The organism is Actinacidiphila sp. bgisy160 (genome assembly GCF_965342435.1).
Lineage (GTDB): Bacteria > Actinomycetota > Actinomycetes > Streptomycetales > Streptomycetaceae > Actinacidiphila.
Genome location: NZ_CBDRCM010000086.1, coordinates 1 through 20,712, shown reverse-complemented (window position 1 = coordinate 20,712; position 20,712 = coordinate 1). Strand labels below are relative to the sequence as shown.

The 20,712-nt window shown below is 73.1% G+C and carries 19 protein-coding genes and 1 pseudogene; 9 read left to right on the top strand and 11 right to left on the bottom strand.

Annotation, left to right across the window (positions count from 1 at the left end; all coding sequences use genetic code 11):
- Positions 1-303 precede the first annotated feature (303 nt).
- Positions 304-699 (top strand): DUF2267 domain-containing protein, encoded by a 396-nt coding sequence (locus ACRWNP_RS35600; RefSeq protein ID WP_431968919.1) that lies wholly within the window; start codon positions 304-306, stop codon positions 697-699.
- A gap of 18 nt (positions 700-717) precedes the next feature.
- On the opposite strand, the gene ACRWNP_RS35595 is transcribed toward ACRWNP_RS35600, so the two are convergent.
- The 5 genes from ACRWNP_RS35595 to ACRWNP_RS35575 all read right to left on the bottom strand — a co-directional run bounded on the left by ACRWNP_RS35595 (position 718) and on the right by ACRWNP_RS35575 (position 5,387).
- Positions 718-1,455: a hypothetical protein gene (locus ACRWNP_RS35595; RefSeq protein ID WP_431968917.1), complete on the bottom strand. Its 738-nt coding sequence runs from the start codon at positions 1,453-1,455 to the stop codon at positions 718-720.
- A 57-nt stretch (positions 1,456-1,512) separates the two neighbouring features.
- Positions 1,513-1,881: a hypothetical protein gene (locus ACRWNP_RS35590; RefSeq protein WP_431968915.1), complete on the bottom strand. Its 369-nt coding sequence runs from the start codon at positions 1,879-1,881 to the stop codon at positions 1,513-1,515.
- 108 nt (positions 1,882-1,989) lie between these two features.
- Positions 1,990-2,688: a DedA family protein gene (locus ACRWNP_RS35585; protein ID WP_431968913.1), complete on the bottom strand. Its 699-nt coding sequence runs from the start codon at positions 2,686-2,688 to the stop codon at positions 1,990-1,992.
- 5 nt (positions 2,689-2,693) lie between these two features.
- On the bottom strand, positions 2,694-3,227 hold the full coding sequence (locus ACRWNP_RS35580) for a hypothetical protein (RefSeq protein ID WP_431968911.1): 534 nt from the start codon (positions 3,225-3,227) through the stop codon (positions 2,694-2,696).
- 1,095 nt (positions 3,228-4,322) lie between these two features.
- The gene (locus tag ACRWNP_RS35575) at positions 4,323-5,387 is read right to left on the bottom strand and encodes a lipoate--protein ligase family protein (protein ID WP_431968909.1); all 1,065 of its coding nucleotides are present in this window, start codon (positions 5,385-5,387) and stop codon (positions 4,323-4,325) included.
- A 160-nt stretch (positions 5,388-5,547) separates the two neighbouring features.
- Between ACRWNP_RS35575 and ACRWNP_RS35570 the strand changes: the two genes are divergently transcribed.
- Both ACRWNP_RS35570 and ACRWNP_RS35565 read left to right on the top strand, forming a co-directional pair.
- On the top strand, positions 5,548-6,456 hold the full coding sequence (locus ACRWNP_RS35570; RefSeq protein WP_431968907.1) for a helix-turn-helix domain-containing protein: 909 nt from the start codon (positions 5,548-5,550) through the stop codon (positions 6,454-6,456).
- Positions 6,457-6,529: 73 nt separating this feature from the next.
- Positions 6,530-7,360, top strand: a complete 831-nt coding sequence (locus ACRWNP_RS35565; RefSeq protein ID WP_431968905.1) for an SAM-dependent methyltransferase — start codon at positions 6,530-6,532, stop codon at positions 7,358-7,360.
- A 319-nt stretch (positions 7,361-7,679) separates the two neighbouring features.
- Here the strand turns inward: ACRWNP_RS35565 and ACRWNP_RS35560 are convergent, their stop codons facing one another.
- The 3 genes from ACRWNP_RS35560 to ACRWNP_RS35550 all read right to left on the bottom strand — a co-directional run bounded on the left by ACRWNP_RS35560 (position 7,680) and on the right by ACRWNP_RS35550 (position 13,741).
- Entirely contained in the window at positions 7,680-7,946 is a 267-nt protein-coding gene (locus ACRWNP_RS35560; RefSeq protein ID WP_431968903.1) for a hypothetical protein, read from the bottom strand.
- Between the two features lie 478 nt (positions 7,947-8,424).
- Positions 8,425-11,052 (bottom strand): non-ribosomal peptide synthetase, encoded by a 2,628-nt coding sequence (locus ACRWNP_RS35555; RefSeq protein WP_431968901.1) that lies wholly within the window; start codon positions 11,050-11,052, stop codon positions 8,425-8,427.
- Between the two features lie 130 nt (positions 11,053-11,182).
- Entirely contained in the window at positions 11,183-13,741 is a 2,559-nt protein-coding gene (locus ACRWNP_RS35550) for a Pls/PosA family non-ribosomal peptide synthetase (RefSeq protein ID WP_431968899.1), read from the bottom strand.
- Between the two features lie 276 nt (positions 13,742-14,017).
- Between ACRWNP_RS35550 and sbnA the strand changes: the two genes are divergently transcribed.
- Together sbnA and ACRWNP_RS35540 are read left to right on the top strand one after the other, a co-directional pair.
- Positions 14,018-15,028: a 2,3-diaminopropionate biosynthesis protein SbnA gene (sbnA, locus tag ACRWNP_RS35545; protein ID WP_431968897.1), complete on the top strand. Its 1,011-nt coding sequence runs from the start codon at positions 14,018-14,020 to the stop codon at positions 15,026-15,028.
- Between the two features lie 222 nt (positions 15,029-15,250).
- Complete coding sequence (locus tag ACRWNP_RS35540; RefSeq protein WP_431968895.1) at positions 15,251-16,180, top strand: ion transporter; 930 nt, start codon at positions 15,251-15,253, stop codon at positions 16,178-16,180.
- A gap of 57 nt (positions 16,181-16,237) precedes the next feature.
- On the opposite strand, the gene ACRWNP_RS35535 is transcribed toward ACRWNP_RS35540, so the two are convergent.
- Positions 16,238-16,525, bottom strand: a complete 288-nt coding sequence (locus tag ACRWNP_RS35535) for a DUF6480 family protein (protein WP_431968893.1) — start codon at positions 16,523-16,525, stop codon at positions 16,238-16,240.
- A gap of 271 nt (positions 16,526-16,796) precedes the next feature.
- Between ACRWNP_RS35535 and ACRWNP_RS35530 the strand changes: the two genes are divergently transcribed.
- Together ACRWNP_RS35530 and ACRWNP_RS35525 are read left to right on the top strand one after the other, a co-directional pair.
- On the top strand, positions 16,797-17,642 hold the full coding sequence (locus ACRWNP_RS35530; RefSeq protein WP_431968891.1) for a patatin-like phospholipase family protein: 846 nt from the start codon (positions 16,797-16,799) through the stop codon (positions 17,640-17,642).
- Positions 17,639-18,313, top strand: coding sequence for an SMI1/KNR4 family protein (locus ACRWNP_RS35525; protein ID WP_431968921.1), 675 nt, complete (start codon positions 17,639-17,641; stop codon positions 18,311-18,313). The genes ACRWNP_RS35530 and ACRWNP_RS35525 overlap by 4 nt, the downstream gene beginning before the upstream one ends.
- Before the next feature lie 125 nt (positions 18,314-18,438).
- Here ACRWNP_RS35525 and ACRWNP_RS35520 read toward each other — a convergent pair.
- Positions 18,439-18,597, bottom strand: a pseudogene (locus ACRWNP_RS35520) (hydrolase); the annotation flags it as partial.
- Positions 18,598-18,826: 229 nt separating this feature from the next.
- Here ACRWNP_RS35520 and ACRWNP_RS35515 point away from each other — a divergent pair.
- A complete protein-coding gene (locus tag ACRWNP_RS35515; protein WP_431968889.1) occupies positions 18,827-19,276 on the top strand; it encodes a hypothetical protein in 450 nt (149 codons plus the stop codon).
- A gap of 63 nt (positions 19,277-19,339) precedes the next feature.
- Here the strand turns inward: ACRWNP_RS35515 and ACRWNP_RS35510 are convergent, their stop codons facing one another.
- Entirely contained in the window at positions 19,340-19,504 is a 165-nt protein-coding gene (locus ACRWNP_RS35510; protein WP_431968887.1) for a hypothetical protein, read from the bottom strand.
- Between the two features lie 398 nt (positions 19,505-19,902).
- Between ACRWNP_RS35510 and ACRWNP_RS35505 the strand changes: the two genes are divergently transcribed.
- A complete protein-coding gene (locus tag ACRWNP_RS35505) occupies positions 19,903-20,670 on the top strand; it encodes an NPP1 family protein (RefSeq protein ID WP_431968885.1) in 768 nt (255 codons plus the stop codon).
- Positions 20,671-20,712: the final 42 nt, after the last annotated feature.

Genomic DNA, 20,712 nt, shown 5'->3' with positions numbered 1-20,712 from the left:
ACCGCCCGAACGGCGCGGGCCCGTTCCCGACCGGGCCGGCCGGGAACGGGCCCGTGAGGCGCGCGAAGGTCAGGCGGAATGTGTGGTTTTGTAGTGTACGGGTCAATACATCCGGCGGTAAAAGGCTTTGATCCGCTCCGCGACTTTCCGCTCACACCGTCCCAATGGCGGGTGCGCAGTCATACACCGCGGCTTTCGGGGTAGAGGGGCCGCGAACGGCCGGGCCCACCGGCCGGTACGCACACCCACCGCGGAGGTCCTCCGATGTCCCCCCAGCCCCAACCGGGTCGGCCGACAGCGTTCATGACGTTCGATCACATGCTGGAGCGGGTGCGGTACGACGGCATCCACCCCACCCGGGAACGGGCCGAGGAAGCGGTGCGGGCGGTGCTCGCCGCCCTGGGCCGCCGGCTCATCGGCGAGGAACGCGTCGCGCTGGCCGCATGCCTGCCCGTCGAGGCGGCGCTGGTCTTCACCGCGCAGATCCCGGAGATCCGGACGATCACCAGCGGCGCCTTCGTCGAGGACCTGGCCGCCCGCACCGGCGGCACCACCGCCACGGCGCGCTGGGACAGCTGCACGGTGCTCGCCGTGGTCGCCGGGCTGGCCGGACGCGACCTGATCACGCGCGTCCTCCACCAGCTGCCATGCGACTACGCCCCGCTGTTCGGCCGCCACGACCTTGTGAACGCCGCCTGAGCCTGCCGCCCCGGGCGGCTAAAGGTGCCGCATCCACAGGTTGGACTCGGCGTGGACGCCGTGGTCCCGCTCGCGGTCGATCTCCACGAGGTCGAGTGCTCCGGGGACGACGTAACCACCGGTCCGGGGGAAGGCCATGTTCGCCCACGACTCCCACTCGGCCACGGTCCCGGGGATCACCATGGAGCGCGGCGCGGGCGCGAGGACCGTCGCCCCGAGCCGCTGGTGGGTGCGGATCCAGGGGTCCAGGTGCAGCCCGTCCGGGCGCGCCCAGCCGGCGAAGTCCTCCATCGCCGCCAGCGGGTACCGCGCCTTGAGGGTCGGCCGCACCGGCGCGATCACTCGCCGCAGTCCGGCCTCCACGGCGCGTTCGCGCAGCGCCGTGAGCACCCTGCCGGCCAGTCCGCCGCCGAGGCGGTCGGGGCGCACGGCGGCGACCATGACGCACAGCGTGTCCGGCACCACGGAGGTCTCATGCCCCGTCACCGCGGCGGCCATGGCCCCGTCGTAGCCGTCCGGCAGCGTGCCCACGTCCCCGTCCCAGCGCAACGCCACACCTGCCCCACCGGCCACCACCTCGCCGCCGTCCACCAGCAGCACGTCGAACCGCGGGAAGTACGCCACCGCCCGACGGCGGTACTCCGCCGAGGACGGCGCGTGCAGGATGAACTCCGGCCACCCGCCCCAGAGCGCGGCCTTCACCTGCTCACGGAGGTCGGGACGCTCACCAGCGGTGACGATCTCTGTCTCGGGCACCCGGGAATCCTAGAGGGATCACGCTGCGCCCGGACGGGGAATGCACCGGCGGCCGCCTTACGCGGGAAGGTAACTCGGCCACCACGGCGGGACGTTGTCCGTGCACCAGGGGCTCGGGTAGGAATCCGGCATGCCGAGCCACGTCACCAGGAACCACGTGAACCACACGGTGAATACCAGACCCGCGATCAGTGCCGACCGTCGGTGGCGTCGTCCCAGGACGCCCTGCAGGACGACCCATGGAATCGCCGCCGCGATCCAGACGAGGGGCGCGAGGAAGAACAGGGTCATGGCGTTCGCACCCGCGTTGACACCGACGTCGCACGCCGCCCATGCCCTGCCGATGCCGACGACGGAGACCACCGAGGTCAGCCCGCCGAAGAGGATGCCGAGCCGGATCCCCCTGGACCAGGGTCTCGGAGGCACCCATGATTCCGCTTCCGCCGTCATCCTTCCCCCCGTTGCCGCCCGGAGGCGCAGCCTACCAACCGGCCCCGCGCCGGCCCGGTCGGGCCACGAGGTGAACGGGGTCGCTCACGACTCCCGTGCGGAGGTGTACGTGCCCGTGGAGTCCTGCTCCGGCGTTCGCCGGACGCCCCCGCCGGACGCCACGATCCTCGACGCCGCCCGTGCGGTTGCGTGGCGGCGCCGGGCGAGGAGGCGGGTGGCGATCAGCGCGGCCGCGCCCGCGGCGACGAGCACGGGGATCGCGACGAGGCCCGCCCGGTGCAGCAGCCCGGTGGCGGCCGCGCCGGCGAAGTAGCCGAGCAGCACATTGCCGACACCCCAGACCAGTGACGCGGCGCTGCTGTAGAGGAAGAAGCGGCGGTAGGGCATGCCGGACGCGCCCGCGACGAACGGCAGGAAGGTACGGACGAAACCGACGAACCGCCCGGTGAACACCGCCGCTCCGCCGTGGCGGACCAGAAAGTGCTGGGCGCGTCCCATCCGGCTGTCAGGACGTATCCGGCGCAGCCACGTGCCCGGGTGCCGCTCGCAGTGCCGGCCCAATGCGAAGCCGAGGCTGTCACCGGCCATGCCGCCGGTGACCACGGCGCCGGCAAGGAGGAGGGGGTGCAGGTCTCCGCGGCCCGCGATGGCGGCCGCCAGGAGGATGACCGTCTCCCCGGGGAGCAGCAGGCCGACAAAGGCGCTGGTCTCCCCGGCGGTCACGGCGAACACGACGACGTACGTCCACCATCCGGCCGCCTCGATCAGACCGTCCAGGTGCATGGCCGTCAGCCCGCCTGCCGCAGCGGCGCCGCTTCGGGTGCGCGTCGCGCCCGCGGCCGGTACGGCAGATGGCGAGCGGTGAACCAGGCGAGCACCGGCAGGCCCGCGGCCAGGAGGGCGCCGCTTACCGGGTCGTCGGCGGTGGCCACCGCCACCGCGACCGAGGACACGGCGAGCGCCGCCGCGGCGATCCGTGCCCAGACGGCCCCGACAGTGGCGGCCACCGCGAGCGCCGTCAGCAGGTACCAGCCCGCACCCGCACCGGGCAGCGCGAAGTAGTCCGCCAGGTAGTCACGGGCGGGGGAGGCCCCGCGCACCGGCACGCGCCCCATGGTCGCGGACAGGGCGAGGCCGGCCCCGCTGGACAGCAGGAGTGCGATCGCGACGCGGACGTAGACCGCCGGATGCCGGTGGGCCAGCCAGAGCAACGCCACCGCCATCAGCGGCCAGGGGGCCACGGCGTGGACCCGGTCGAGCGCGTGCGCCGCGTCCTGCCCCAACGCCGCCCAGCCGTCTCTCGCGGATGGGGATGGGTTCACGGCGGCCTCCTGATCAGCCGGGTCCGCGTCGCCATGGCGGCGCGTCGACTTCGTCTTCCGATCAGGCAACCGGACTTGGCTCTCCACTTATTTCCGCCGTGACGCACCTAACAACGGCGCAACCCGCAAGTGCGGTCAGTCGAGGGCCATTCCCGGCCGCCCCGCCGGAAACGGGGACGCGGGTGAATTCCGCGTCGATGGCCGTGAATTCACGGCCACGGAAAGCCTGTCACGGTCGCGCCCCTTGCGCCGTCACATGGATATCGGTCCACCCTGTCAACTCCACATCGGGCACTCCATGCCGGAGCGGCAACGACCCCGCGGCCGGACAATCCGTCAGATCGCCCCGCCCGCGGTGAACAAGCGTCCGGAATCCCGAGATCACCGCGCCGCGACGCCGTCCGCGCGTCCCGGCGGCTCTCTGTGATCTTCCCCACCGCGGCCCGCCGGAATACCGGAGGCGAAGCCCCCAGTTGATGCCATGCGTTCGATCGCAACTGAACCGGAGGCATAAATGAACGGCCCGATTCCCCCGTCGGACGGCAGTGACGGAGACACGGACGACAGACGGATCGTCGTCCCGCTGTGGCGGGCCCCGCTCGCAGGACACGGCCTCCGCACAGAGTCGCACCCTGGCACCCGGAGTGACCGGCAGGGCTTCCGGGCCGCGCGGTGAGCGTCATCGCGCCCAACGCGACCGCGCCCGCCACCTGGCGGACGACACCGTCTCCCGCCGGCCCATGACGGCCCCGGGCCGCCACCGCGTCCCGCCTCGTCCCGCGGAGCGCCGTCGTCGCGGCGGCCGTCATCGGCTACTTCGGCGTACGGGGCCCGACCGACGGTTCCCAGGGCGCGGACGCCCTTGACGCGTGCGTGCCGCGCGCGGACACCAGCCCCACACTGCCGGCACGCCGCCACCGCGGTGATACGCCGGCCGTCCGGCAGACAGTCGAAGCGGTACATCGGGTACGCTCCCTTCGCGTGCGGCGGAACGCCCCTGCCCCGGCCCCCGCGGGGCTTCCATGCCGGAAATCACCTCCCAGAATATCATTGCTCAGTGCAAAAGTGAGCAACGTCAATGTATCGCCCGGAACTTCACGGCACCCGGGCGGTCCACTCCGGGGATCCGAACTTCGCGGCGGCGAGTTCCTCGGCACGCGCGAGCTCCTCGGCGGTGATGCCCCCGTCAGCAAGGCCGTACCGCGCGCGGAAGGACTCGATCATGCGGTCGATGACGGCCTCGCGAGGCAGCCCGGTCTGGCGGCGCAGCGGGTCGACGCGCTTCTGCGCGCTGCGCGTGCCCTTGTCGGACATCTTCTCCCGCCCGATGCGCAGCACTTGGAGCATCTTGTCGGCATCGATGTCGTAGGACATCGTCACGTGGTGGAGGACCGCGCCCGCCCCGCCGTCCGGGGCGACCACGCGCTTCTGCGCGGCGCCGGCGATCTTGCCGGCCTCGGTGGCGATGTCGTTCAGCGGCTGGTACCAGGCCTTGATGCCCATGTCGCCGAGGGCGTCGAGGACCCAGTCGTCGAGGTAGGCGTAGGAGTCGGCGAACGACAGCCCCGACACCAAGGAAGCGGGGACCGAGAGGGAGTACGTGATGGTGTTCCCGGGCTCCACGAACATCGCGCCGCCGCCCGAGATCCGCCGCACGACGGTCAGGCCGTGGCGCGCGGCGTTCTCCGCGTCGACCTCGTTGACGAGGGACTGGAAACTGCCGATGACGACCGCCGGGCCGCCCCACTCCCACACGCGCAGGGTCGGCGGACGGCGTCCGGCCGCGACCTCCGCGGTGAGGACCTCGTCCAGGGCCATGTGCAGGGCCGGGGACTGCGGCCCCTCGTGGATGAGCTGCCAGTCGTAGTCCGTCCAGTCCGTCGCCTGGGCGAGGGCACGCCGTACGGCGACGGCGATCCCCTCCGCGCTCAGGCCGTACATGACGGTTCCCTCGGGCAGGGCCGCCTCGATCCGGGTCGCGAGGCCGGCGGCGTCGGTGTCGGCGGGAGCGCCCTCGATCGCCCGGTCGATGGCGGTGATCGCCTCGTCCGGCTCGAGGAAGAAGTCGCCTGCGACGCGAACATTGCGGAGCACCCCGTCGTGGTCGTCGAGGTCCACGACCACGAGCTTTCCACCGGGCACCTTGTACTCACCGTGCATGCTGTCGACAACCGTCGCGGGCGCCCCTTTAGTCCCGGCGGGTACGTCCGGCACGAGCGGAGCGAGTGGAGCGCGCGCCGCCTCGCGGCGGATGTGCCTGTACTGGCGGGCCCGACGATGGAACACTGAATCCGCAACCAGTCGTTCAGGGGGATCCGACATGACTGCCGCCCGGCCGGGCCACGAGCTCGCCACCGCTTCGCCGCTCGGCGCGCAACGCGGTGGACCGACGGTGCTGCGCATCGTCCTGGGTACGCAGCTGCGGCGGCTGCGCGAGTCCCGGCACATCAGCCGGGAGGCCGCGGGCGAGGCGATCCGCGCGTCGCACGCGAAGATCAGCCGCCTGGAACTCGGCCGGGTGGGCTTCAAGGAGCGCGACGTCGCCGACCTCCTCACCCTGTACGGCGTGACCGACGCGCAGGAGCGGGCCGACCTGCTCGGGCTCGCACGCCGGGCCAACACGCCGGGCTGGTGGCACCGGTACGCCGACGTCCTGCCGGGCTGGTTCGAGACGCACATCGGCCTGGAGGAGGCCGCGCACACCATCCGCACCTACGAGGTGCAGTTCGTCCCGGGCCTGCTGCAGACCGAGGCGTACGCCCGTGCCGTCACCCGGCTCGGCCATCCCCGGGCGACCGAGCGGGAGATCAGCCGCCGCGTCGACCTGCGGATGACCCGTCAGGACCTGCTGGCCAAGCAGGACGCGCCGCAGCTGTGGGTCGTGCTCGACGAGGCCTGCCTCCACCGGCCGCTCGGCGGCGTCGAGGTGATGCGGGGTCAGCTGGAACACCTGATGGAGGTCGCCTCCCTGCCCAACGTGACGCTGCAGATCGCCCCGTTCGACATCGGCGGTCTGGCCGCCGCGGGCGGCCCCGTCACCATCCTGCGCTTCTCCGAGCCCGACCTGCCCGACATCGTCTACCTGGAGCAGTTGACGAGCGCGCTCTACCTGGACAAGCAGGACGACGTGGAGCACTACCTGACCGTCATGGACCGGCTCGCGGCCGAGTCGCAGCCGCCCCGCAACACGGGCCGCATCCTGACCCGCCTCATCGACCGGTTGGGCTGAGCACCGCCTTCGGGGGCGAACTGCACACGACCTTCCCTAGGATGACGGTTGCCCGGCGTCATCGCGGAGAAGGATGGATGTCATGACGGACGACGTGTCCTGGGTCGACCAGACCAGACCAAGTATCGCGCGCGTCTACGACTACCTGCTCGGCGGCAAGGACAACTACGCCGTCGACCGGGAGATCGGCGACGTGTTCAAGAAGGACCTGCCCGGCTCGGTGGCCATCGCCTTCGCCAACCGCGCGGCGCTGATCCGCGCGATCCGGGAGATCGCCACCACGACCGGCGTACGGCAGTTCGTCGACCTGGGAAGCGGCCTGCCCACCGCGGACAACGTCCACCAGGTCGCCCAGCGGCACGCGCCCGGGTCCACGGTGGTGTACGTGGACAGCGACCCGATCGTGCTCGCCCACGGCCGGGCGCTGCTGGAGCAGAACGACGACACCCGGGTCATCCAGGCCGACATACGCGAACCCGAGGTCATCCGCAACCACCCGGACACCCTCGAGGTGATCGACTTCGGCAAGCCCGTCGCCGTCATCCTCAGCGCCATCCTCCACCACGTCAACGACGACGAGGACCCGGCGGGCATCGTCGGCTACTGGCGCGACCAAGTTCCCTCCGGCAGCTACTTCTTCGTCAGCCACTTCCGGTCCGGGAACAATCCGGAGACCGCCGAGTCCGAGCGCATCCTCCAGCAGACCTTCGGCCGCGGCCGGTGGCGCACCGACAAGGAGATCGAGGACCTGCTGGACGGCCTGGAGATCCTGGAGCCGGGCATCGTCCCCGCGTCGCTGTGGCGCCCGGACCCGGGCGACGGTGTCTCCCGCATCGGCGACACCGAGCGCGAACTCACCGTCTGGGAGCGTCTCATCGCCTCCGGGCTGGCCCGGAAGCCGTAACCGCGGGTCGCGCCCCGCCGTCCACGCCGGGCATCGCCCCGGTGAACCTTGCTGCGGACGCGACGTGTTGGCTCGGCACCCCGTTCCGCCGGCGGCGCAGGCCGGGGTATGGCCGGACAGGGCGAGGAGAGCGGCCCGGGACCGAGCCGGGGGCCACTCCGGGGCCCCGGGGCCGCGTCGTTCATCAGACACCCCGTGGCGCGATCCGGCGACCCGGGCTGACCCACCCGGGGTGCCCGGGGCAACCGGGCGCGGCGGAAGTGCGTGTGACAGGGCGTCCGCGACACAGGGAGCCGGGACACCCGGGGGCGCGGCCGGATCAGCGGCTGTCCCCGTGCCAGTCCCAGTGGGCGGGGTCCCCCGCGCGCGGGGCGTACCGGGCGCGGCCGCCCGGGCCGAAGCGGCCGATGTCGGTACGCAGCTCGGCACCCGCCGACCGCTGCGGCTCGGTCCAGTCGGTCACGTCGAGCAGCAGCCCGTCGAGCGGGCCGCCGACCAGCTCCCGGTAGACGTGCCCCGGCTTGGGGCCCGGATCCGGGTCGTCGACGTCGGAACCGTAGACCCTGGGGCGTATCACCTCGTCCATGGTGTCCACGGTGTCACCCGGCACCGACAGTCCCCGGGGACGCGCCCTGCGCCGGCCCGGATGGGGGCCGGACCGGCGCGGGAATGAGGTGGGTGCCGGTCGCCGCTCGCCGGCGGCCGCGTGGGGACCGGACCGCTGTGCGGCGGCCCCCACGGCGCCTGGCTGGCGTACTCCCGCCACCGGCACCCGCGTTGTGTGCAACCGCCGGGCGGAGGCGGTCATTCCCGTCGCGGGCGGCGGGGCTCGCCGCATCCCCCCGTCACCCACGGCGCCCCGAGCGCGACACAGGGCGTTTGCCCGAACCACGGCATTTCCATGACACCTGGATGAAGACCCATCAGGCTCACGCCGTGCCCGCTCTCCGCACGCCCCGAGCAGTCCCGGATGTCCCACGGAGCACGCCTCGCCCCCGCCGTCCCGCACCCCGACCTCACCGCGGCGCGCGACTGCCCGGCATGCCTCGGGTGGGGCACCGGGATCAGGGCGCGGGGGCATCAGCTGTGCCCGGCGTGCCAGCGCCCGGCGCCGCCGCCCGTGCCGGGTGTCGACGCTCCGGTGCCCGCGGATGTCCGGCGGTGCCGCCCTCCGGCTGCCTGAGCGCCCCGCTCTCCGGGCCGCCCGCGCCCTGCCGGGCCTCCAGCGTCCGGGCGAGGTCGGCCAGTACGGGGTGGGCGTTGACGTCTGCGGGGCTGACGGCGCGGTCCAGCAGGACCGCCAGGCGTACCGCGGCCAGTGAGGTGCCGCCCCGGTCGAAGAAGTGGTCACCGCGGCCGACGCGGTGCTCGGCGACGCCGAGCGCGCGCGCCCAGGCGGCGGCCAGGCGCCGTTCGGCGGGCGTGTGCGGGGGCCGGTGGGCAGCGGCGTGGTCCGCACGGCCGGCGAGATCGGCCAGTGCCTCGCGATCGGTCTTCCCGTTCCCGGTCAGCGGCAGGTGGTCAAGCCAGTGGAAGGCCGCCGGGATCATGTAGGCGGGCAGGGCCGCCGCCAGGTGCTCGTGGAGCGCGGCCGCCGTCAGCGGACGGTCGCCGGTGCAGAAGGCGGCGAGCCGGGTGCCGTGGTCGGTGAGGACGACGGCGGCGTCACGGACGCCTTCGGCGCGTGTGAGGGTGTTCTCTATCTCGCCGATCTCGATGCGGAAGCCCCGGATCTTGACCTGGTCGTCGACACGGCCGAGGAACTCCAGCCGGCCCCCGGGGTGCCACCGTCCGACGTCGCCGCTGCGGTAGAGCCACGCGCCGGGATGGTGGGGGTCGGGCAGATACGCCTCGCGGGTGCGCTCGGGATCGTTCACGTAACCGCGGCCGACGCAGACCCCCGAGAACGCGATCAGGCCGGGGGCACCCAGCGGGACGGGCGCCAGGTGCTCGTCGACCACGTACACCCGGACGTTGTTGACCGGCCGGCCGACCGGGACCCAGTCGGTCTCCGGGGGACGGTCCATGACGGCGTGGTTGGTGTCGTCGCTGGTCTCGGTCAGCCCGTACGCGTTGACCAGCCGGGTCCCCGGCACGGCGGCGAACCAGCGCTCCACCAGGTCCTTCTTCAGCGCCTCCCCGGTGACCGAGACGCACCGCAGGTCCGGCAGCCGCCGCGGCCTGCTCTCCAGGGCGGACAGCACGACGTCCAGGTGGGACGGTACGAGCTGCAGCACGTCCACCGGTTCCCCGGCGACCGTGTCGAGGAAGCGGTCGGCGTCCAGGACCACGTCCTGCTCGACGATCAGGACCCGCCCGCCCGCCAGCAGCGGGGCGGTCAGCTGCCACAGTGAGATGTCGAAGCTCTGCGGGGCGGTCTGGGCGACGACCCGCCCCTCGCCGATGCCGAGGTCGTCGATCTTGGCGTAGAGGTGGTTGAGGAATCCGGCGTGCTCGCACATCGCGCCCTTCGGCTCCCCGGTGGAGCCCGAGGTGAAGTACAGGTACGCCAGCTGGTCTGCGGACACCGGGACACCCGGATCGGTCGGCGGGTGCTCCTCGGCCCCGGCCTGGTCCACGAGGACGGTCGTGGTGCCGGGCAGGTTGGGCAGGGCCTGTTCCAGGGCCGCGGTGCTGCCGTGCTCGGTGACCACGGTCGTGCAGGCCGCGCGGGTCAGGACGGCGGCGATCCGCCCGGGCGGCAGGTGCGGCTCGACGGGCAGGTACGCGCCCCCGGCCTTGAGGACGGCCAGCACCGCGGCCAGCCAGTCGAGGTTCCGCCCGGTGACCACCGCGACGACGTCCTCGGTCTGCAGCCCGCGCGCCAGCAGCGCGTGGGCCAGGCGGTTGGCGCGGGCGTTGAGCTCCCCGTACGTCCACCGCCGGCCGGCGTGGACCGCCGCCACCGCCTCGGGGTGGCGTGCCGCCCGCTCCTCGAAGAGCTCGTGGAAGCGCCGGTCGGGCAGCCTGCGCCGGGGCCCGGCCATGCCGTCGAGCTGCAGCCGCGTCTCGTCCGCCGTGAGCAGGCTCTGACGGGCGTGTTCGGCGTCGACGTCGGCGGCGATCAGGGTGAGTCCGCTCAGGTGGTACCCGGCGATCCGGGCGGCCGCCGGCTCGTCCAGCACGTCGGTGCGATAGGCCAGTTCCAGTGCCAGGCGGCCGTCGCGGGGGCACAGGCCCACCCGCAGCACCGTGCGCCCGTCCGGTGCGCCGCCGGCGTCGCCGCCCGGCTCGCGGCCCGCGCCCGCCGGGTCGCAGACGGTCTCGAACAGTGGCCCCGTCACGCCGAGTTCGCGGCTCAGGTCACCGACCGGGTAGTCCTGGAAGGCCAGCACCTGCGCCTCCACCCGATGCGCGGCCAGCACCAGCCCGCGCCACGTGGCGGCGGCCGCCGACAGCCGGCACGGGAGCACCCTCCCGTCCTCCACGGCGTAGCCGGTGATCACCTCGCGCTCCCCGGACAGGGCCGACAGCACCTTGGCGTGCGCGGCCAGCAGCACCGACCGCATCGGCACACCGAGGCGGTACGCCTGCCGTCGCACGGCCGCGACCAGGTCGTCCGGCAGCCTCACCCGGTGCACGGCCGTGCCCGGTGGGGACGGCCGGCAGGTCCAGCGCGGTATCGAGGTGAACCCGCCGGTGGTCACCATCGAGTGCCAGAACCTGCGGCCGGTGTGCGCGTACATGTCCATCGGGGTCGTCCTTCCGGTGTGATGCGGTGCGGTGGTGTCGGGTCGGTCGGCCGGGTCGGGTCGGCCGGGCCGGGTCGGGTCGGGTCGGCCGGGTCTGCGGGTACCGCCCGGTCTCGGGGGTGTGCGGGGATCAGGAACGCGCGTCCCGGGTGACGGCGGCGGGCATCTCGCGGGCCGGGTTGCCGCCCCACGCGGCGTGGGCGGGCACGTCCTCGCCCTTCATCAGGAAGGAGTCGGGCGCGAGCACCGCGTGGTCGCCGAGGGTCACCCCGTAGTGGACGAAGGCGCCGACCCCGAGGGTGCAGGCCGCATCCAGCGTGGTGCGGTCGGACTTGAAGGCCCCGTCCTCCTGGGAGTGGCACTGGATGACGCTGCCCGCGTTCAAGGTGCACTCGTCGCCGATGGCCACCAGGGACCGTTCGGGCAGGAAGCAGCCGTCGTCGAAGACCCTGCGTCCGACCCGCGCGCCCAGCAGCCGCAGCAGCTGGGGCTTGAACGGGGTCCCGTCGAGCCACTTCAGGTGGTCGACGGAGGCCAGCTTCCAGTAGCGCTCGTGCCGCCAGAAGGCGCGCTGGTAGATCGAGCAGTACAGCGGTCGCAGCGGGCGGAAGCCGGTCGCGGCACGTTCCGTGAGCGCGAACCACCCGGCGGTGAACACCGTCACCGCGGCACCCGCCAGGGCGTACGCCGGCGCGCCGAGGCGCGAGTGAAGGCCCACGGCCCAGGCGGCGATCAGCAGCACGCCGCACAGGTGCAGCCAGCGCAGCAGCAGGTAGACGGAGGCGGTGACAGCGTTGTGCCGGTTCTTGGCCGCCAGGCGGCGGCGCAGGACACGGCCACGCGTGAGGTGGTCGAAGCGGTGGTCGCGCTCCACGCTGCGGGGGATGGCGAAGGCCGGCGAGCCCAGCAGGCCGGTGTCCTCCCGTACGGGCCCGTCCAGCGGGACCATCGTCTTCGTCGCCAGGAGGCAGTTCCTCCCGGTGCGGCCGCCGGCCGGGTAGGCGATGCGGTTGCCCAGGAAGTTGTCCGGGCCGACCGCCACCTGACGCAGCCGGAACGAGGTCGCCGAGTAGTCGGCGTTGATCATCGACAGCCCGTCGGCGACCATGGTGCCGGCGCCCACCCGGCTCAGGTACGGGTTGTCGTGCTTCACCTCGGTCCCGAAGTTGGAGCCGGTCTGCCGGACGCGGCACAGGTCCCAGCCGATCGCGCGCAGGTAGTGGATGACGGCCGAGCTGTCGCCGAACAGGGTGGCGGGGAACCGGCGGTTGGTCATGCGTCCGATCGCGCGGTGCAGGCCGTGGCGCGGCCCGTACAACGGGTACACACGGTCCGGGCGCAGCAGGGGCCGGGCCAGTCGCGGCAGTACGAGCGTGGTCAGCGCGCCCAGCAGGAGGAGGGCGGCGGCCAGTACCAGGGCGGCGAGGGCCGCGTCGCGGTAGAAGCCGGCGCTGGTCAGCGCCTTCGGTCCCGGGGTCAGCAGCCCGTCCAGCCGTGGCACCGCGCGCTGCATCAGGTGGAGCCCGCCGAAGGTCAGCGGCAGTTGCACGGTGACCGCGGTCAGCACCTGGCCCGCGGCGTAGACGGCCCGGCGGACGGGCCCGCAGGCGACGGTGTCGGGTGCGGCCCGGTCGGGGCCACCGGGCTGGGCCGGGGAGCCGTGCCAGCTCTGCCCGGAGGGCACGGACTGGCCGCTGTGAAGGCTGGAGGCGTGGGCGAGCTGGGCGTCCTCACCGATCACGGTGCCGATGTCCAGTACCGCCTGCTCGCCGACCCGGGCCCTGGCGCCGACGGTGACCGGCCCAGTCTCGATCACCCCCGCGTGGGCGCGGTAGCAGGACAGGGACACGTCCTTGCGGACCACCGCGTCCTCGCCGACGACCAGCAGGTCGGCGGCCACCGGCACGTGCGTGGACAGCACCACCGCCCCCCGGCCGATCCGGGCGCCCAGCGCCCGCAGGTACAGCGTGTACAGCGGCGTCCCGGCGAACAGCACCAGCGGATTGGCCCGCACCAGCGTCCGCACGCACCAGAACCGGACATATGCCGGGCCCCACACACGGATCCGATGCCCCGCGCGGAACCGCCCCGCCAGCAGCCACTTGGCCGCCACGGGCAGCAGGCACAGTGCGGCGAACCCGGCCACGGCGGCGGCGACCGAACGTGCGTACGTCTCCAGGAGGCCGGAGCCGTCGGCGATCCACGTTCCGGCCCGCGCCGCCCCCACGGCGGCGGCACATCCGTACGCGAGGAACAGCGCGACCTGCAGCACGCCGCAGAGCACGAACCACGTGGCCCCGTAAGCCCGTTCATCCGCGGCCGGCGCGTCGGCGGCCGCCGCCCCGGGCACCGCGAGGGGAGGGGACGGGGCGGGCGCGGCGCGCTCGGCCAGCACGGCCGCCAGGGCCGCCACCGTGGGGTGGCGGTAGACGTCCTTCATGGAGACGGCCGGCAGCTCCGGGCGTTTGCGCACCCGGGCGCAGAACTGGGCCATCAGCAGTGAATCCGCGCCCAGGTCGTGGAAGAAGTCGGCGCCGGGCGGGACCCGCTCCGCGCGGACCACGTCCGCGAGGACGCCGGCCAGGGCCTCCTCCAGCGCATCGGCGGACACGGGCGCGGCCGGCTCGGTGACCGGCGCGGCTGGCCGGGCCGGTCCGGCGACAAGGACCTCGGAACACTTGCCGGGCATGGTGACGCTCCCTCGTGGTGGGTGCCCTCAGGACGCCGCACGGGGGATCCGGCGGCGCTGCCCTCCAGTAGGCACCGGAGCCGACGGCCTGTCCTGACCCGGCAATTCGGTACTTGACGCGCGGGGGAACGTCCCGATAATCCGCTCGCCCCGCTTGTGCGCCGCCCGGCGCCTACCCGCGCTCCCGGGCAGCGTCAAGTCACGAATTCCGGTGACGTGACGGAACCGCTCCCGAAGGGCGTCACTGGAAGCACGACGACCCCGAAGGGAGACACCGTGCCGGTCATATCCGCGCCCCAGGAATTCAACGAGGACGACCTGTACGTAGACCTCGAACCCGTCCTCGATCAGCGGCTGTTCCTCAAGTGCGAGGGCTTCAATTTCGCGGGGTCGATCAAGCTCAAGGCAGCCGCCGCCATGATCGGGGCCGCAGAGCGCAGCGGACGCCTGCGGGCCGGCTCGGTCCTGGTCGAGTCCTCCTCGGGCAACCTGGGCGTGGCCCTGGCCATGATCGCCGCGAACCGGGGGCACCGCTTCGTGTGCGTGACCGACACCCGCTGCAACCTGGCCACCCGGCAGATGATCGCCGCCCTCGGCGGCCGGGTGCACCTGATCACCGAACCCGCGCCCACCGGGGGCTGGCTGCGGGCCCGCATCGACCACGTCCGCGCGCTGTGCGCCGCCGACGACCGGTACGTGTGGCTGAACCAGTACACCAACCCCGACAACGGCCTGGCCCACTACCGCACGACCGCCCCGGCCATCGCCGCCCGCTTCCCCGCCCTGGACGTCCTGTTCGTCGGCGCCGGCACGACCGGCACGCTGATGGGCTGCGCCCGCTACTTCCGTCGCCACCACCCACGTATGCGCGTCGTGGCCGTCGACACCGCGGGCTCGGTGACCTTCGGCGACACGCCCGGCCGGCGCATGATCCCCGGGCTGGGCACGAGCGTCCGCCCGCCGCTGCTCGACACCTCGTGCGTCGACGAGGTCGTCCACGTCCCGGAGACGGACACCGTCCGCACCTGCCACCGCCTGGCCCGGCGCGGCTTCCTCTTCGGCGGCTCCACCGGGACCGTCGTCAGCGCCGCCACCGGCTGGCTCGCCGAGCGCGGCCACGACGGTCTCACGGCGGTCGCCATCGCTCCTGACCTGGGCGAACGCTACCTCGACACCGTCTACCACGCCCCCTGGGTCAGGGACCTCTACGGCGACGACGCCCTCACCGACGCCGAGGTCCCCGCGCCGCGTCCCGTCCGCGCCGGCCACGGCACGGACGGGACATGATCGCGTACGACCGGGAGGGACCGGCCCGAGGCTGCGTGGCGCGGCGCCCGGTTCCACGACGACCGGGCAATCTGCGGGTCAACGGCCGGCCCGCCCGCTGAACCGGCCGCGACGGGTTGCTGGTTGCGTGGGTTCACGGACCCGCGGGTCCGCCTGCCGGCCATAAGATCCACTTCAGTCGGATAAGCAGGCAGGCGGCAGCGGAGGACCGGGTACACGCACATGGCAGAACACATCGCCACTCCCCCGGGCCGTGCCGCGATCGCCATGCGGTGCCGCCACGTGGTCGACTCCGAGTGGTTCGGCGTCGCCGTCTTCGCCCTCGTCCTGGCCAACGCGGCCGTCCTCGGGGTCGAGACCTACGACGGGATCGCCGTGCACTGGCACGGACCCCTGAAGCTCGTGGAGCACTGGTTCCTGGCGGTCTTCACCGCCGAGGTCGTCTTACGGGCCTGCGCCCACGCCGACCGCCCCCGGGACTTCTTCCGCGATCCATGGAACGTCTTCGACCTGGCCGTGGTGACGCTGGCGTGCCTGCCCTTCGCGCGCGAGAACGCCACGGTGCTGCGGCTGCTGCGGCTGGCCCGGGTCGTGCGCGCCGCCCGCTTCCTGCCGCAGTTGCGCATCATCATCGTGGCCGTCGGCAAGAGCCTGCCCGGCACCGTCAGCTTCCTGCTCGTCGGCACCATGCTGCTGTATGTCTACGCGATGACCGGCTGGGTCTTCTTCGCCGACGACGACCCCGAACACTACGGCTCCGTCGGCCGGGCCGCCCTGTCGCTCTTCCTGCTGATCACCCTGGACGGCATCGGTGACGCCGTCCGCGGCGGCCTGCAGATCTCCCGCTGGAGCCTGCTCTACTACGCCTCCTATGTGCTGTTCGGCTCGTTCGTGCTGGTCAACCTGCTCATCGGCGTGGTCATCAGCTCGCTGGAGGAGGCCAGGCAGCTCGAGCGTGAGCGCGAATCTCCGCACCGTCCGGACGAGGGCGCGGCGCCCGACCACCTGCGCGAACGAATCGCCGCCGCCCGGCGGGCCCTGGACGAACTGGAGGCCGGGCTCGAACTCGCCAGAACACGGGATACGAGCCCCGAAGAGATCCCCGCCGCGACCGCCACAGCCCCTGCCGCCGGATCACCGGCCCCGCCCTGACGCCCCGCGCCACCCGCTCAACGGGACAATCGGGGCCGCGGAGACGCGCGGGTGAGGTCAGAGCGTCAGGACCCGGCCGAACAGCCCCACGGCGATCAGGACCGTGACGGCGAAGATCGCCACGAGGGCCACGATCTCCCAGGCCTTCGGGAATTCCGGGGGCTCGGCGTGCGAGATCCCCGCGGTGGTGCTCTCCTCGCCGGCCGGCGTCGGGGTGGGCTCCGTCCGTTCCCGGTGCGGACGCAGGGCCGACGCGGGGTGCCCCGCGGTGCCGCTCGTGGCGCCGAACGCCGGGCCGATCGTGGGGCCGATCACCGGCTGGGGACGGATCAGTGTGTCGGACATGCTCACCCCTCCGGACGTTCCTGTGGCGGACGCGGAAATCGCTCCGCACGCCCTCGCCGTGGTCTCACCTGCCCGCGGCCCGGTAATTCATCTTATATCCGCCCGAAGGGAACCACGATCAGGAACAACCACCTCCCGGAGGCACGGGCGACCACCTCGACACGCAGGGTCGCCACGCCACCCGCCCCCACACGGAACGGGATGACCCCGTCGGCGTGGGAGAGGATGGGACGAGGGCTCACGAGTGCAACCCCGAGGGAGATGGCGGAAGATGACCGACGCACTGGTGCTCGGCGGCGGGGGCGTCGCGGGGATCGCCTGGATCACCGGACTGCTGGCGGGACTCGCGGAGGCGGGACAGGACGTGTCGGGGGCCGATGTGCTGGTCGGGACGTCGGCGGGGGCGACGGTCGCGGCGCAACTGGGCAGCGGGCTGTCGCTGGACGAGCTCTACGCCCGGCAGACCGAGCCGGCACTGCAGTCGGCCGAGATCATGGCCGAGGTGGACCTGGCGAACTTCGGCGCGAGCATCGCAGAGGTGCTGGAGGGCGCCGCCTCCGTCCCGGACATGCGGCGTGCGGTGGGCAGGTTCGCCCTCGGCGCCGAGACCGTGCCGGAGGAGGAACGGCGCCGGGTGATCGAGTCCCGTCTCCCCTCCCACGACTGGTCCGCGTCCCGGACGGTACGGATCGTCGCCGTGGACGCGGAGACGGGGCAGCCGGAGGTCTTCGACGGCTCCTCCGGTGTGGACCTCGTGGACGCGGTCGCGGCGAGTTGCGCCGTACCGGGCGTCTGGCCGCCCGTGACGATCGACGGGCGCCGTTTCGTCGACGGCGGTGTGCGGTCCGCCGCGAACGCCGACTACGCCGTGGGCGCGTCGCGCGTGCTGGCGATCGTGCCGATGGGGGCCACGGAGCTGTTCCCCAGTGAGCGGCCCCTGGAGCAGGCCGTGCGGGAGTTGCGAGCCGCGGGCGCCGAGGTCGCGGTGGTCGGCCCGGACGAGGCGTCACTGGCGGCGATCGGCACGAACCCGCTCGACCCCGCCACGCGCCGCCCCGCCGCCGAGGCCGGGCGGGCACAGGGGCGCGAGCTGGAGATCGAGTGGAGCCGGGGGTGAACTGGGACGAGGTGCGCGTACGCACGGCGGCCCTCCACGATCGCGCGGCGTGGGACGGCGGCACCCGCGGCCCGCTCCCTCCGCCCCTTTCCGAAGCGGAAGTCCGCGACGCCGAGCGGCAGTTCGGGATCATCTTTCCCGAGGACTACCGCCATTACCTGCGCACGGTCAGTGCCGGCGGACGCGTCAGAACCCTCCGTCGCGCCGGGACACGGTGGGTCTGGGAGGGCGACACGCATGCGGACCGGGCCGGTCTGCGTGCGCCGTTCCCCGACCAGGACGCCGCCCTGGCGGAGTGCGAGAGGCTGTGGTCGCGCGAGCCCCGCGAGGACGACTTCCCGTCAGCCGAGGCCCACCGGACCGCCCACCGGGCGTGGGAGGAGGCCGCCGACGCCGCCGACGAAGCCCGCACGGCGGGTGCGGTCATCCTCCTGGAGCACGGCTGTGGCTTCGCCACGCTCCTCGTGGTCAGCGGTCCGCAGCGCGGCACGATGTGGTTCGACGGCCGTGCCACCAGTGACCGCGTCCACCCGCTCCCGAACGACGCCGGCCGGCCCGCGACCTTCGCCGAGTGGTACGTGGACTGGCTGGAGCACGAGGAACAGCCGCGGCCCGCGGAAGCGGAGGAGGAGGACCGGCCCATCTGGTACCGCTGGTTCAGCCCCCTGTGACGCTCTCGCCCGCACCCCGGCCAGCCGGAGCACCGCGTCGGGCCCCGGTGTGCGCCGGGGGCGGCGCCGGCGGGCAGGACGTACGAGCGCAGTCCCGCGCCGGCCGCGCCGCCGTCCTTGGCGGGGTGGTCACCCACCATCAGCGTCTCGGCCGGGTCGACGCCCGGTTCACGGCACGCGTGCCCGAACAGGACGGGGTCGGGCTTCTCGGTGTCGTACGCATAGGAGTGCACCCACGCGGAGAAAGCGGTGGTCGAGCCTACTGCGAGAGGTAGACCCCGCATTCGGCCAGGGTTTCCAGCGTCGGTTTCCCCCGCGCCGCCCGGTCCGGGTGGAAGTTCAGCGTCACCCCGGCGCCGGATCCACCGGAGGTCCCGACGACAGCCCCGCCACATGGCGCAGGGCCCGCTCCCACGGGACAGGGGCGGAGGCGTCGGTCGTCATCCACGGAGTATCCCGCGGACGGCCGGGGGTTGGCACATCGGGTTCACCGGTCACCGGCATGATGTGGCCATGCAGAGATCAACCTTGCGAGCAGTCGCAGCCGTCCTCGCCGTGACGGCTTTGGCAAGCGCCTGCGCATCTGGCGACAGCGACCGGGCGCGCGATCTGGCCCGCGAGGCGTGCGCGAACTACGAGATGTTCGTCCCGGCCGGCGCCGACACTCCGGAGGAACGGGAGACGGCCCACAGGAGGGTCGTACCCGGTCTCGAGGACAGCGCACGCCAGGCGGCCCAGGCCGCCCGCCTCGACTCGCAGTGGCGAGAACTCGCCCAAGGCCTGGCCCGGTTGGCGGAGCAGACCTCGGCGAGCCTCGAACTCGCCGACCTGCGGGCCGGTGCCGCGTCCACGTCCGGCGGCACGGCCGACGCGGACGAACTGCAGGCCCGCGTCCTCAGCCTCGGCGCCGAGGTCGACGCCCACGACCCCCGTGAGCAGTGCCGGAAGGCCCAAGCCTCCTGAGACGGCCCGGCGTACGCAGCGTGGCGCGGGGCGGCGGGGCGGCGGGGGGGCGGGGGGCGGGGGTCAGAGGTCGAACCCGCCCGCCGCCGCCCGCGACGCGGCGGGCGGTGCGGGCCGACGGGCGGGCGCGGCGAGTTCGGCCTCCGCGGCGGCGTCGCCCTGGGCGCTGTGCCGGACGGGGTCCCAGCGCGGCGCGCGTACCGACCAGCCCGGACCCGTCGATGCCATGGACAGCCTCCTCGCCGCTCTTCGCGTCAGACTACGGTCGCGCCCGGTGCGGGGCGCCTCCGCGCCCTTGCCGCCGCACGCGGTCAGGAGCACCAGCAACAGTGCGGCGGGCACTGGGTACTTCATGGTTCCCCTGCTCCGGGACGCCCCCACGACGTCCGGCGCCGCCATCCTCCCGCGCGAGTACCGGGAGCGCACCGGATCGGTACGTGGCGGTGACACCCCCGGGACGACACGTCCGTCGAGGCCTGTCCCCGCTATTGGCTGACGCTTCATCATCGGGACATCCCACGAGGCTCGACACGTCAGCGCGGTTCGGCCAGGCTGATCCGGGCATGTCAATCAGGCTGCCCATCAGGCCGTGCACTCCCCCACCGCGGTCGACCAGGAGGAAGCAAGTGAAGAGAAGCTCGCGTATCGCCAGGGTCCCGGCTGTCGTCGGCAGCGCGGTCGCGCTGGTGATCGCCCTTCCCGGGACGGCGTTCGCCGCCCCGCCCACCGCCCTGCCGGCCAACGCGGACGGCCTGGAGCAGACGTTCCAGCCGGCGTTCGACTACGACACGGACGGCTGCTACCCCACTCCCGCCATCGGGCCCGACGGCGGCATCAACCCGGGCCTGAACCCCACCGGCGCCCTCAACGGCAACTGCCGCGACCAGTCGGACCTGGACAACACCAACGGCTACGCCCGCTACAAGTGCAACAACGGCTGGTGCGCCATCATCTACGGCCTCTACTTCGAGAAGGACCAGGCCATACCCGGCATCAGCCTCGGCGGCCACCGCCACGACTGGGAGCACGTCGTGGTCTGGGTCAAGGACAACCAGGCCCAGTACGTGTCCACCTCGGCGCACGGGGACTTCAACGTCTACGGCCGCGACCAGATCCACTGGGACGGGACGCACCCCAAGGTCGTCTACCACAAGGACGGCGCGAGCACGCACTGCTTCCGTCCCGCCAACTCCAACGACGAGCCGCCGGAGAACCACTACCACGGCTGGCAGTTCCCCGATCTGATCGGCTGGAACGGCTACCCCGCGGGCCTGCGCGACAAGCTGAGCCAGGCCGACTTCGGCAGCGCGGTCTTCGGCCTGAAGGACGGCAACCTCAACTCCCACCTGGCGAAGGCCAAGCCGACGGGCATCCCGTTCGACCCGAACGCCTGACGGGTGCGGGGGGGGGGGGGGGGGGGGGGAGCACCCCCCCGC